11 protein-coding genes and 4 pseudogenes are annotated in these 13,434 nt (G+C 40.7%); 8 read left to right on the top strand and 7 right to left on the bottom strand.

Going from position 1 to position 13,434, the window contains the following annotated elements; genetic code table 11:
* Positions 1-28: 28 nt before the first annotated feature.
* Both ETG88_RS19710 and ETG88_RS19715 read left to right on the top strand, forming a co-directional pair.
* A complete protein-coding gene (locus ETG88_RS19710) occupies positions 29-724 on the top strand; it encodes an SIR2 family protein (protein WP_129036185.1) in 696 nt (231 codons plus the stop codon).
* Positions 711-2,522 carry a P-loop NTPase gene (locus ETG88_RS19715; RefSeq protein WP_129036186.1) on the top strand — a complete coding sequence of 604 codons (1,812 nt, stop codon included), beginning with the start codon at positions 711-713 and terminating at the stop codon, positions 2,520-2,522. Before ETG88_RS19710 ends, ETG88_RS19715 begins: the two co-directional genes overlap by 14 nt.
* A gap of 48 nt (positions 2,523-2,570) precedes the next feature.
* Here ETG88_RS19715 and ETG88_RS19720 read toward each other — a convergent pair.
* A pseudogene (locus tag ETG88_RS19720) lies at positions 2,571-2,909 on the bottom strand (ISNCY family transposase); the annotation flags it as partial.
* Between the two features lie 306 nt (positions 2,910-3,215).
* Here ETG88_RS19720 and ETG88_RS19725 point away from each other — a divergent pair.
* Complete coding sequence (locus ETG88_RS19725; RefSeq protein WP_129036187.1) at positions 3,216-3,626, top strand: hypothetical protein; 411 nt, start codon at positions 3,216-3,218, stop codon at positions 3,624-3,626.
* An 11-nt stretch (positions 3,627-3,637) separates the two neighbouring features.
* Here the strand turns inward: ETG88_RS19725 and ETG88_RS19730 are convergent.
* Together ETG88_RS19730 and ETG88_RS19735 are read right to left on the bottom strand one after the other, a co-directional pair.
* Positions 3,638-4,942, bottom strand: a pseudogene (locus ETG88_RS19730) (transposase family protein).
* Positions 4,943-5,085: 143 nt separating this feature from the next.
* Positions 5,086-6,453 (bottom strand): annotated as a pseudogene (locus tag ETG88_RS19735) (ISNCY family transposase).
* Positions 6,454-7,104: 651 nt separating this feature from the next.
* On the opposite strand from ETG88_RS19735, the gene ETG88_RS19740 reads away from it, so the two are divergent.
* From ETG88_RS19740 to ETG88_RS19755, 4 genes are all read left to right on the top strand, one after another.
* Positions 7,105-7,515, top strand: a complete 411-nt coding sequence (locus tag ETG88_RS19740) for a YuaE family lipoprotein (RefSeq protein ID WP_129036188.1) — start codon at positions 7,105-7,107, stop codon at positions 7,513-7,515.
* A 30-nt stretch (positions 7,516-7,545) separates the two neighbouring features.
* Positions 7,546-8,130 carry a hypothetical protein gene (locus tag ETG88_RS19745; RefSeq protein ID WP_129036189.1) on the top strand — a complete coding sequence of 195 codons (585 nt, stop codon included), beginning with the start codon at positions 7,546-7,548 and terminating at the stop codon, positions 8,128-8,130.
* Positions 8,131-8,286: 156 nt separating this feature from the next.
* Complete coding sequence (locus ETG88_RS19750) at positions 8,287-9,087, top strand: winged helix-turn-helix domain-containing protein (protein ID WP_129036190.1); 801 nt, start codon at positions 8,287-8,289, stop codon at positions 9,085-9,087.
* Positions 9,077-9,571 carry a hypothetical protein gene (locus ETG88_RS19755; RefSeq protein WP_129036191.1) on the top strand — a complete coding sequence of 165 codons (495 nt, stop codon included), beginning with the start codon at positions 9,077-9,079 and terminating at the stop codon, positions 9,569-9,571. The genes ETG88_RS19750 and ETG88_RS19755 overlap by 11 nt, the downstream gene beginning before the upstream one ends.
* A gap of 50 nt (positions 9,572-9,621) precedes the next feature.
* Here ETG88_RS19755 and ETG88_RS19760 read toward each other — a convergent pair whose 3' ends face one another.
* From ETG88_RS19760 to ETG88_RS19775, 4 genes are all read right to left on the bottom strand, one after another.
* Positions 9,622-10,107 carry a LuxR C-terminal-related transcriptional regulator gene (locus ETG88_RS19760; RefSeq protein WP_129036192.1) on the bottom strand — a complete coding sequence of 162 codons (486 nt, stop codon included), beginning with the start codon at positions 10,105-10,107 and terminating at the stop codon, positions 9,622-9,624.
* Complete coding sequence (locus ETG88_RS19765) at positions 10,104-10,439, bottom strand: YuaE family lipoprotein (RefSeq protein WP_129036193.1); 336 nt, start codon at positions 10,437-10,439, stop codon at positions 10,104-10,106. The genes ETG88_RS19760 and ETG88_RS19765 overlap by 4 nt, the downstream gene beginning before the upstream one ends.
* A gap of 141 nt (positions 10,440-10,580) precedes the next feature.
* Positions 10,581-10,994, bottom strand: a complete 414-nt coding sequence (locus tag ETG88_RS19770) for a YuaE family lipoprotein (protein WP_129036194.1) — start codon at positions 10,992-10,994, stop codon at positions 10,581-10,583.
* A gap of 104 nt (positions 10,995-11,098) precedes the next feature.
* Positions 11,099-11,935 carry an EAL domain-containing protein gene (locus ETG88_RS19775; RefSeq protein ID WP_129036195.1) on the bottom strand — a complete coding sequence of 279 codons (837 nt, stop codon included), beginning with the start codon at positions 11,933-11,935 and terminating at the stop codon, positions 11,099-11,101.
* 276 nt (positions 11,936-12,211) lie between these two features.
* Between ETG88_RS19775 and ETG88_RS19780 the strand changes: the two are divergent.
* A pseudogene (locus ETG88_RS19780) lies at positions 12,212-13,304 on the top strand (IS3 family transposase).
* Positions 13,305-13,434: the final 130 nt, after the last annotated feature.

A 13,434-nucleotide genomic window follows, 5' to 3' on the forward strand; every position in this document is an offset into this window, starting at 1 on the left:
AAGTAATGATCACGAAAGGACTAGGTGAATGAATAATCATATTCGGACAGCCATTTTGAATGGGCGGTTTGTGTTACTGCTGGGCGCTGGTGCCTCTTACGGAAGTTTAAATCGGCTCAAGTCTAATCCTCCGATCGGTAATGCGTTATCAAAAATAATTGCGGAAGAGGCGGGGTTTGAATTGGAAGAAGGAGATGACTTAGCTGATGTATATGCTTCCGGATTAAATAATTTAGGCGAAATAGGGATGCAAAAGTTACTAGAAAAATACTATAAGCATTGCCTGCCTTCGCAAGAATATCTGGATATGATGCAGTATCCCTTCCCAAGGGTGTATACATTTAATATTGATGATGCTATAGAAAAAGCTGCTGGTACAATTACAAATAAAGTATTTAATGTCAGGAGAAGAAATAGTAGAATTGAAGACTTCGATCCTTTTTTTAGTCAAATGGATCTTGTCAAACTGAACGGTGACATTAATTATCCAGAGGAGGGTTTCATTTTTTCACCAGCGCAGTATGGTGAAGGCTCTGCTGAAGAGCCTGTTTGGTATATGGAATTAGCCAGAGATTATCATCGATTCACTTTTGTATTTATCGGAACAAAAATCAAAGAGCCTATTTTTAGACATCAAATTGAAAAATATAAAAAAAAGAACTGGCGATCAAAGTCTAAAAAGCTATCTCATAGTTCCAGAGTTAAGTCCCGTGCAGCAAAATAGTTTATCGGGAAGTAATATAGAGTATATAAATGGCACATTATCAGATTTCATGAAGTGGATGAAGGAGACATTTCCTGAGGGGTTGACTCCTAAAGATATATTAATGAATACTAGGCCAGAGATGGCATATCTGAGCAATGGAGAAGAACCTACCTTCTCCAAAACAATTGCAAAGGCTTTAGATAAAGTTGTACAAGTTAATAGATCTGAGTTGTTGAAGCATACTGAAAGTATGCAACCGACAGTTAAAGAGTTCTATAAAGGGTTCAAACCAACTTGGTCTGATATAATTAATAACATCCCTGCGCTTCTTGATAACACAAAAAAAATAATAGAAGCTAGCGTTAATAACATATCAAATAAAAAACTGTTCTTAATTCTAGGTCCGGCAGGTTCAGGCAAGACAACAGCTTTGAAGCAGTTAGCTTTACAAATAGCAGATAGAACTGCGAAAAATTGTTATTATGTCGAAGGGATACCAGAAGATTTAACTAATCTAATAAGGATTTTAAACAAAAGGAATAATTCAACGTTTTACGTTTTCTTTGAAAAACTTGCTGATATTGCTTCCGATTTATCACAATTAATCGCAAATGGTTTTGATAATCATGCCATATTCGTTGGTTCCGAGAATGTCAGAATATGGGAATATCGTGTTAAAGAACATCTTGAGCAATTTTCACCGTATATTCAAAGCTATGATTCGATTAGCGAAAAAGACGTTGACCCAATACTAAATAAAATAGAGCTATATGGTAACTGGGCCAGGTTAAAAAAAATGTCCTACAGAAACAGACGACTTGAAATTTTAAAAAAATCTAAGCGTCAATTGCTCATCGGTCTTATTGAAGCCACTTCTGGAGAAGGTTTCGATCAAATAATAAAGCGTGAATTCGCAGACATAAAGGATAAGAGTGAACGAGCTCTTTTATTGCTCTCAGGGTTGGCGACATTGCACAGAAGTGAGGCATCAGAGGCTACTTTAACTCGTGCCTTATCTTATTTAGGCGTGACTTCAAATGTTAGTGAGCTTTGTTCAAGACTATCTGGACTGGTAAATTATAATAATGGTTATGTAAGCACCCGGCATAGAATATATGTTGAGCGATTAACATCACTTTTTGTCGATGACACCGAGATGAGTGAGCTTATCACGGCATACATATATTCATTTTCTGTATATCAGTTCCCTATAGTTGTTAATATTTCAAAGAAAGACGCTGCGGTTTATAAAGGACTTGTTAATTTTAAGTTCTTAAAGAAAGTGCTAAGAGACTCAAAGCAATCTATTCTTAATATTTATTCATTTTTTGAAAAACAGCTCGAATTAGAAGGACTGTTTTTATTGCAATATGGATTGGCCCTTCGTGCGTATGGGGACAATGAATTAGCCCTTCAAAAATTGATTAATGCTAGAGAGGCTTTCCCTGAGTCTCCCCATATTGAGCATGCATATGCACAACAATTACTTATTATTGCTGAAAATACCAGCGATGCGAACTTATCGCTTGAGTATTTAGACAAGGCTAAAGATATTCTCAATAGACTCGATAAAACTAACAAACATGAAACAGATCGTTACCCTATAATTACCCTCTCGATAAGCCACGTTCGTATTTTGGATATGCTTGGTAAGGAAACTGATGCTAAGATAATTGCAAAGCAATACTTTGATGATCTCACTTATAAATTTGGGAAGAATGATTCCAAATTAAACGAAATGGTTATTGCTACCAAGAAATTCCTTACTTTATACTTCACCAAGGGAGTTATTGTCGATATACATACTTATGACTAAATAATTCACTATCTTATGGCATTAATGGTACGGTCTGTGCGCACCGGTGAGTGTGGGCACAGACATAACAACATCGTGCAGTTCGGTCAGCTTCTCGCAGGCAAGCGTCGGACCAAAGTCTGAGTAGCGCTCGCGGATGATCTGAACCGCACGTTCAGCAAGGCCTGCAGGCAGCTGATAGTTGCTGGGCTTGCCGCGCCGCCGATCAGCCATGCCTAGCGGATCGTCTGAACGATAGCTCTGAAGCAGGTGACGTAAATGCCTATCGGAAATACCGAGACACTCAGCAGCGAGATGGGTTGTCAGTCGCCGGTCGACGACGTCATGAATAATTTTAAGCCGGTTAACTTCGTTCATCTTGAAAAACTCCGCACCAGAAGCCGTCATATCAGGATATTCAGCAGGTAGCCCAAAGCGGCCAGTTTAGCTTAGCCTCCATAGTATATGTTATTGCAAGCTTAAAATGTCTCCCGGTTTAGCGAGTTTCAAATGTCACCAGAAGTGACATAAGGAGAAGTGATAATGGGATGTTACACAGGAAGAAACGAGGAGGTAACGTTTCCTGCATGAATGCATAGTGCGATTATCAGGAATCTTAGCAGAGAAACATCTTATTCCTTGTTGTATATACATTGACTCAAATCGCTAGTTTGAGTATAAATTAACTCATCATTTATTAGCTGGTATTTTGGCGTGAAAATTAACTACGTCCGTAAGCAAAGTGGAAAAAGAACAACCATCATTCTGCCTGATTCTATATGTGAGCTATGGCTTACAACTCGACCCCCGGTAGGTGAACGTTGTGCAAGAGAGGCGCTTTGTGAGTTGCTTGAACAACTGGATGATCCTAAAGCTGGAATTACCTTCCAGTCTCAGGTAGAGCATTTGATTCTCGATGACATTCGCGCATATCAGAACCGACTTTTAGCCAGTAATGATGAGCTAAAGTGTCGCGTGATTGACTGGATTACAAATACGCTTCCGTGCATAACATCCCCAACAGCTCAGGCGTTAGAAATTTTAGAAGAATTGGACAAGTTGAAATTGGTTCCATGGGAAGCAATTGAGAAGTTTGATTCACTGGAAGAGCAAAGGTGGAAATAGCACCCAGTGAATCACTCAGAAAAATTTAAACCCAAAAGAGCAGGGGACTCGCGTTTCAGACTGGCCCTGAATTCATCCGGGTTTACTAGGACCGGATTAATTGCCCTGAGTAGCACCTGAACTCTGGCCTGAGCTCGTCGTTTGGGCATCTTTTTGCTCCGGTCACGCTTACCATCGCGTTCAAGTTAATCCATTTTGCTTTTCGCCAGCTTCAGAACAGCCCCAAGACGCTTGTTATCAACGATTTGCCCCTAATCGACACATACCAGTTTGTCGAACACCTGATATTTGAGTGAACGGTAACCGTATTTGAATGCCAGCGTGCCGTCTGGATAGTCGTAGACTGTTATTTTCTCGCCAGCGATACGAGTGTTTTATTCAGTAGGTTCAACAAGATATATCATTTTGTCATAGCGGAATGTCAGCATTTTAGACAACTTGCGAAGTTCCTGCCAGGCAAAGCTATCATCCAGCTCTTCGTTGCTTTCAGCCACAGGTCGGTGCAGATCTTTGGGGTATTTTGCCGGTCTTGCAAAGCGACGATTGAAGTCAGTGATGAAGATATCCAGCCAGGCGTTAGCTGCTTCAATACTGCTGATCCCCTCGAGACGCATCTCCTTGATAAGCCGATCCTGAATTGTCTGATTTGCTCGTTCTACTCGGCCTTTAGCCGGAGGACTGTTAGCACAAATCAACTCGAAACCCAATTCAGAAAGCACACGGCCAAACTGGGTGACGCCGGTTGTGGTTGAACCACTGTTATTGACCTTGAAAATGCCGTTTCAGTCTCACCAAAGCTAAGATGCATCAGGCGACCAGTCGCGCCATAAACAAAGACGAGCAGGCAGCATTTCGGCGCTCGACCTTCAAACCAGTCATGCGGAGAACCATCAATCTGAACCAGTTCTCCGAGGCAGTCACGCCGGTATCTGGGCTGATGAACCCGGGGCTTCCTACGTGAGTAAGGAACCTAGAGACCATCAGCCGTCATCCATTGTCTGAGTGTTTCAACAAACACCTTGATGTCGTGACGTTCGCGCAATTTTTCTGCGGCCAGTGTTGGTCCAAAGTCGCTGTAGCGATCGTGAAGTAACGAAAGAACACACAGCTTCAGTGACTCAGGAAGCCTGTGATTATCGGGGCATCCGCGCCGAAGGTTTGCCAGACCTGTAGCACCAGGCTCGCGAAACGATTCATTAAACGCTGTGTCTGGGGCGTTCGGTCAGAGCAAGCTGATGAGCAGCATCACGACGGCGCATACGCTTTTCAACAACTGACTGGATGACGTTTATCCGGCTGAGTTTTTTATCTGACATGGTCACAAGCATCCTGATGTCTCCATGGCTGCCTTTATGCCAAGAAAAGTGACTTCAGAATAATGCAGTTACATTATATGTCTGGGCTGTTTTTAAAGGTCCGCTTTCTGGCTGAATTGAGATGTCCGCATAGGTTTTAAGGTTCAGCTTTTGCCGAAGATTTCCTGGCTCCGGTTCTGGAGTTGCTGCAGGGCTTCCAGCATGTGGTTCTTGTCCAGGCTTCGTTGAGACTTCTTGCCGGGCTGTTTCTTTCTGCGTGAGGTCTGACCGTCAAGAGATGGCAGGGCCTGTGAGCGGGTGTTGTCCCGTTTGTCCTGAACCAGCTTTATCATCTCCAGAGCCCGTCCCAGGCGCTTGTTGTCGACGATGGCACCCTGGTCCAGTTCTCCCAGCCGGTCGTACGTGATAAAGGGCAGGGAAGTACCGTTAGCCCGGAGCTCGATAGTGCCATCCGGATACTGCCAGACATCGATGTATTTCCCCTGAAAACGCCGGTGTTCTTCATTATCTTCAAGCAGATATAGCTTCTTATCGTACTGTAATGTCTGGTTTTTTGAGACTTTACGCTGTTCACGCCAGGTGAATGTTGCGTCCAGATTTTCACTGTTCTCAAGCGGGCGGTGAACGTCGAAATCGTGACGAGGTGGCTTTGCAAACCGGCGGTTGTAGTCAGCCATAAACTCTTCGGCAAAGGCGTTTGCGGCCTCAGGTGTACTGATACCACGGAGCCGCAGCTCCTTGACCAGGCGGTCCTGTAACGTGAGGTGAGCCCGTTCAACACGGCCCTTGGCTAAACTGGTGTTGGCACAGATGCCGGTGATGTTCAACTCATTCATGGCACGACCAAACTGAGTCTGACCATCACCACCGGTGGCCTGCTTGTTGTTGATCCTGAAGACGCTGGCCTTGTCGCTGTAGAACGCCAGAGGCTTACCGTAACGTTCCAGATAACCGCGGGTGGCTTAGAAATAGGTGAAAGTGGACTCCGAACTGACAAACAGAAGCTGCATTAGCCGGCTCGTCGCATCATCAACGTAAACGAGCAGTGTGCAGGCCGGGCCACGATCCTCGAACCAGCGATGTTCGCTGCCATCAATCTGGATTAGCTCTCCGGTACAGGCACGCCGCGGACGAGGCTGATGTACACGCGGTGGTCGTAACTTGCGGGGGATCCATAAACCAGCCTGTGTCATCAGCTTGCGTACCGTCTCTTTAGCCAGATACAGACCGTGGATCTCGGCAAGCTTCTCACAGGCTAAAGTCGGACCAAAATCAGCATAACGTTCGCGGATAATACGCAGTGCACGTTCAGCGAGGCCCGGCATCAGTTGCCGGTTACCTGGCTGACCACGGCGACGGTTAACCAGCGAAAGTGGCCCGTGTTCGCGGTAACACTCAAGCAAATGGCGGCAGTGTCTGTCAGAAATCTCCAGCCGGCTGGCCGCGAGACGCGTAGTGAGACGCCGGTCGATAACGTCCTGAAGGATCCTGAGTCGGTTCACATCGTTCATTGAGAAAAACTCCGTTCCGTAGCCGTCATGAGTCTCATCCTTTGGAAGCAGTGATCGCTGTGGTGAGACGGTAGCGCGGACGTGTCTATTTGGTCAGAGACGGACATCTCAATTTGGCTAATACATTATAGGTGCGCATAACAAAGATTATGTTAAATGCATGTGATTTATGTAGTAGATACAATCACTTACACGCTATTTGAGTCACCTTTATCATCTTAAAACTATTGCAGCAGTTTGAGTAATGAAGTTCGTTCCCGGGTAACGCAGCTATTAAACCATGGACCATTAGACTCTTCATTGATACCCTCCGCGCCCAGCAGGACATGGATTCCTGCTACGTTCAGGCTGTCGACTGAATCATTCCGTTTCCTGCTTCAGCGGGCGGCCTGACTGAAGTCATCCCTCCACTCGCAAGCACGGCGTGTCCCGCCGCTCAAGCATTTTGCAGCAAATCAGAACAGAACAATATCTAATTATAATTTTAGCGGATAGTTTAAGCGCAAATTAAAGTAGTTCATAAAACTCCAAACATGAACGTCAGATAAACGGGGTAGTAAAATAGGAACAATCACAAAACAGTAAGATTGAAATTTCAATAGATAACAATAAAATTGTGAACTCCTTAATCTTCACAAAAGTATTGACAACATGAATTTAAAAATTCACCAGGTGATCTACACCTTGGGTTTATGTTTATGCTTACCCTCTTGTAGTCTATTCAGCGAAAATGAAGAACCTACATTAGACACTGTCGTATCTATGGTAAAAATTGATGACGACATAATGTTTACAAGCAAAAAGAATGGATTGAATACATCAAATAAAAATTGTTTAAGAGACTTGATGTATCTAAAGAAAATCAATAGCAAATATTATAAAGAATTACAGCAAAACTATAACAAATTAGCCTATCATTCAAGATTTTATGATGAAAGTGTTGAGGTAATGAACAAGGATATGAAGGACGCATATGCTGCAAAGTTAGCTATAAAAAAAGACAAGTTATGTATTTTAATTAATAACACCGTAACTAAAGAAATAAAGACGAATATTGGATAGTTGAACTTACACTTCAAGGCGTATAAGATCATGAATAAACTTAAGTTAATTATTTTAGTTATTGTAGTTTCATTACTTGGTTGTGATGATCAAAAAAAAGAAGTGAATGAAGTATCAGTGAAAGCTGAACCTAGTTTACCGTTCGGTATTACGTGGGAAACAAAAATTCATGAACTCTCAATTGATGAAAATAATCTAGAACTCAAGCGCTATGATGAAGAATCAAAAACATCCTTTTATAGCATCAGTAATGCTGGAGAATTCCTGACTGGCATGGATAGTTACAACCTAATTACGGAAAGTGATGGGATTATTTCCGCGTTAAATACAGCACAATTTTTTAATAAAAATGAACAACGAGATTTATTAGAAAGATATGAAGAAATAAAAAGAGAAATTAGCTATCAGTACACTATTTATGATAAAAAAGAGCATTTGAAAAATAAAAAAACAATATTCAAATGTTTGTCGAATGAAAATTGCGGTGTAATGTATTCAGTATACCAGTCAGATGCAACAACTATTCTGATTCGTGCGTATGGCCTCGATGAACAATCAGGGATGCTTCAAGTTATTGTTTTCCCGAAAGAAGGATACTATAATATTAATATATAGCTAAAGGAAAAAACTAAAACTCAGTAAGTTAAATTAAACTACTTGAAGGTTAAAGGAAAAAGACTATATGCTTGATTTTATGAGCTATTGTACTATAGTGTCTTAATTAGGACAGCTTAGAAGCTGGCTCGCCAAAAAACAAGTTGAGAAAAATAGATGAATTTCCTTATTAATGATGGAGTTATCTATCGTGACGACGATGGTGCTATCTGGAGGATGGACGCACCTCAGAATGTAACAACTCTGCCAACTACCGCTGCAAGAATCCTGACTTACTTACTACAAAACGCTAACAGTAATCAGGTTATTTCTAGAGATGAGATATTTGAACACATCTGGAGTCAACATGGTCTCCAGGCCTCTAATAATACTCTAAATCAGTACATTTCGTTAATTCGCAAAACCTTATTGGAAATGCAGTGCGAAGAAGAAATTATCAAGACCGTACCACGATTGGGATTTCTAATAACGGCGTCTGTAAAAGTGAGTTCCTCTCAGAGCCCTTCACAGGACAATGAATATAATATTTCTGTCGAAAATACCGACAATAACAGAACTAAAACAAGAATATCATTAAAGACAAAGATAGCGATATTTATTCTCTTTCTTAGTGCTCTTTTTATGGTTAATACATTATACGAGGCTTTAATTCAATCAAGGTATAACATTGCTAAAGCATCAATTGAGGAACTCGGAAATCTTCATGGCTGCCCAATATATACTTTCTTTAAAAGTTCACCAACTCAACTTAAACTGAAAGTGGACCGAGTTGCAAAAATAGCAGACAGATACAATTTAAATTGCGTTAATAATTCTATATATTATTTCCACATAGAAAATATGTTCGTTGAATCACCCCGTTATTTCTTAGCACGATGCACACTCGTAAATGGCGAACTCAAAAATATTTCTGGGTGTATAACGGTCTACGATGGAGGCTATGCTAATGAAAAGTAAATATCTAGCAGCCATTGCTATGGTTTGTATACTCCTTGGTATTACAATAAAAATCCTTCAAAACGAAAACTTATTTTTTAATTCTGGTTTGGATATCAATTGCCGATCACGATTCACTTTAATCGCCGCAGATAATTATAGCAGTAAAGGTGTCCTGAATCTGGTGCTTGATCGTAATGGTACTGGCGAATTGAATATAAACTCAACTTTAACAAGTTCCGACGGTACGGCTAACTTTCATATATCCAGACAAATAAGTTTTGACTACATAATCGGAAATAATAACACTGTTACTTTTTCTGATATGCATATATATAGATTACCTACTGACAGCGTCGCTGAAGACTTTTTTAATAAATATGTTTTCGATTTGTCAGTAGATAAGAGAAAATACAGAATGCAATACATCAATAACTCAATTATTATTGGGAATCCCTTCTCACCAACTTTAATGTGTGTGGATATGCGTTCTGAGAAACGATAACAATAAGGATTGTAGACATCAATGAAGGCGTAAATTATTCCCGCCTTCATTTAAAATTCCATGTCATGATGGTTTTTTTTAAGCGTGGCCATCATTTCATCCCATTCGTTCATAGCAAGTATCATAAAAGGCATACCCTTGACTTTCTTTTTCCTTAAAGCATTAATTTTGTAATAACTGATAGCTTTCTCTCCAAGATTTAAAATAATGCTTATTTTTCTTTGATTATACCCTTGAGCCATTAATTTAATAACCTCTTGCTCCCTTTCAGTAATCTTTATCCGTTGATGATAAGCACTTTTCCATTGTTTACCCTTTATAACTCTTTTAAGCGATGACAAGCATGAGGATTTTTTGATAGAGAAATGATTGAAGTGCAGGTAATTTCTGTAAACTGGTCCTGTTTTTATCATTTTTCTGTCAAGAAAATAAAGACGACCGCATATATCAAATATTATTAAGTCTTTCGCTTTAAAACCCTGATATAGTTCCTCAATTCCTTTTTTCAGGAATGAATCCGTTGATATAATTATCATTTCCCCTCCTTCGTTATTGGCAAATTACTTAGTGAGTAATGTTCAAATTCAATTTTCGAGCATAGAGCATCAATCTTTGAAGAAATTTGATTCTCATAAATATCTTTTTCATCTTCCGACAAAACTTCCTTATTCTCTTCAATGAAATTTTGCGCATGAACCAATCGTTCCAAAGAAACATAATAGTACGCATAATTATCAGTGTTTGTATTCCCAAGCACTTCTAGTTTTTCGGCGCAGCTTGGTGGAATCATCTCATCATTTTTAATTAAACTATTTATTGCATTTAAAGACTTTGACAGATAGTTGTTAACTTTGTGGTAATTTTTCATATATCCATTACACGACACCGTTAATATTAGCGAACTAAATATAAGTAGATAGAACGCAATTCTATTTTCATGTTTCATTAGTTTTTATCTTTCAAATTTATATATAAAACGCCGGCTAGCATGCACCGGCGTCATTCATATTTAAATATCAGCAATGATTTTAATACGTTCTTTAACTACCCGGTACCCTGAATATTCAAGCTTAGAGCAGAGTGTATCTAACTTGACTTCCAGTTTCATGGAGTAGACTTCCTTTGCATCAGGATTCATGATCTTTTTATTGATGTTAAGAAACCTAAAGCCGTCACCAAGCTTAGTATAACTACGTGAGTAATTATTATATTCATCAATACTGGTACCTTTTAAAAAGGTAAACTGATCTACGCAAGGGTTGCTGGTTGATGGTACTGTGACTCCGTTAGTATATAGTTCTGATTTTTTTGAAATATAATCTTGTTGAGCCTTTGAGCCGTTTGTGCTCAAAGAGGATTTAGCAGAGCAAGCAGAAAGGAACACTGTAATCCCTACAATTAATAACTTCGATTGCATTGTCATAAAAATTCCATTAATTTTGATAAATTATAAAGCCAATTTGCTTTATATGTTAAGAATAACAACTTTTAAAAAAATTATTACAGCGTTTATTACACCTCCATCATTTATTTATCAGAATTAGAGGAAACAAAAAAATCCTTAGTGATCCCCCCCTTAAGTGGTGTTGGTTTTGAAAAGAATGAACCTTGCATATGAGTAACACCACAATCTATAAGTAATCTATACTGTTCTTCTGATTCAACACCATCCGCTTCAACAATCATTCCTAAATCCTGTGTAGCAGAAACTATGCTTTTCACGAGACGCTTATTCACCAACTTTCCTTTATAAGCTAAGGCTACGGCATGATCCATTTTCAACGAACTAAATCCAGCATGCTCAAGATAAAGTAAAGAGGATGAATACTTTCCAAAATCTGTTAAGCTTAGATCCACTCCTTGTAGGCGAAGTTTTTCAAAAATATCAACAAGTTCATCATCATATTCTGGCAAACTGGATTCTTTTATCTCTATGACAATGCGACACCGATCTGAAATTTTACGTCTTAAGGAAATCAGTGCATTAAAAACCTCATTACAATAAAGTTGCTCTGCTGAGAAGGTGAAACTGATAAAGAAGTTTTTTGGCGCTTTCTTTGATAAGTCCATTAACTCTTTCTCTGCGTTTAAAATCATTGAAATTACCATCTCATTGATTACAACACTTCCCTCTCGATGCTCAATCTCTTCAATGCAACGTTTCACGCAATGATATTGTTGTCCATCAAATAATTTCATGGAAATTTCCACACCGATTAACTTCTGGTTTCTACCGTCATGAACTGGTTGGATAAATGGTATAACTTCCATGTCCTCTAACTTAATAGGTGAGAATTGCGCTGTTAATTTTTGCAATCCCTTTTTGACCCTGCTACACATTTTAGAGATCAAATTATTTTTCATGTGTCGACCTTGCAATCCGGGGAGCTTCACTTAGCCAGTCTTTTTTTAACTTCATATCTGGCCGCTAAGTTTGTTGGCAAAACTTTAACAACCACAAACAAATAAAGCATGTTATATGCTAAATTATTGCAATTATAGAATAAAATACTTTTTATATTAAAAAATTAAGATGAGTTTACTGACATTAACATACTACCTTCACATGGCCAATTGACCTGCACCCCATTGATTAATACACACCGATGTTAGTAATTTCTTCATAAACCACATGAGGACATCCCAACAAAGAAGCGTTTTTCCGACGAGCAGATCATCAGTATCCTCCGCGAGGCCGAAGCCGGGGTTTCTGCCAGTGAGCTTTGCCGTAAGCACGCCATTTCCGACGCCACCTTTTAAACCAGGCGCAAGAAGTATGGCGGTGTGGAGGTGCCCAAGGTTAAGCGCCTGAAGTCGCTTGAGGAAGAGAACGCCAGACTCAAGAAACTGCTTGCCGAAGTCATGCTTGATAAGAAGGCACTTCATGTGGCCTTAAGGCGAAAGTACTGACGACAGACCACAAGTGGGAAGCCGTGAAGTTAATGTGTAATGCGACCGGTCTGACGCAACCTCGTGCCTGCAGGCTAACAGGTTTGTTCCTGCCGTCCGCTACGAGGCTCAGCGTCTGGCGGCTGATGCGCATTTATCAGGGAGCATCACTGAACTGGCACTGGAGCGCAGGCGTTTTGGCTACCGCCGCATCTGGCAGTTACTGTGCCGTGAGGGCCTTCATGTTAATTACAAGCGCGTTTACCGCCTTTATCTTCTCAGCGGGTCGGGCGTAAAACGCAGACGGCGTCATAAAGTCCTGGCAACGGAGCGTCTGCCGCTGCTCCGCCCGGCTGCACCTAACCTGACTTGGTCAATGGATTTCGTCATGGACACGCTGGACACCGGTCGCAGGATCAAGTGCCTTACCTGTGTGGACGACTTCACAAAGGAGTGTCTGACAATTATCACCCCATTCGGGATTTCAGGCGTTCATGTCATGCGTATTCTACTGTTTCGGGGCTATCCGGCGACGATAAGAACGCACCTGGGGCCGGAGTTCACTTGCCGCGCACTGGATCAATGGGCCTTTGAGCATGGTGTTGAGTTACGTTTAATCCAGCCGGGCAAACCTACGCAGAAAGGATTTATTGAGAGCTTTAACGACCGATTTCGCGATGAATGTCTGAATGAGCACGGGTTCAGCGATATCATTCACGCCAGGAAAATCATCAACGACTGGCGGCAGGATTATAATGAGTGTCGTCCACATTCGGCACTGAATTATCAGACACCATCAGAGTTTTCAGCACGGTGGCGAAATGGAAAATGTGAACGACATTAATAACTGACGGTTGTATCTAATACTGGGGGCATGTCAAACTTACTGACGATACGACGTTTGTTGATCCATAAAAAAAACGGGCCATCAGGCCCGCTTTTCATTTTGCTCTATTCACTGTCCAGAATCCTGG

Origin of the sequence: Lelliottia nimipressuralis (genome assembly GCF_004115925.1) — a bacterium.
GTDB lineage: Bacteria > Pseudomonadota > Gammaproteobacteria > Enterobacterales > Enterobacteriaceae > Enterobacter > Enterobacter nimipressuralis.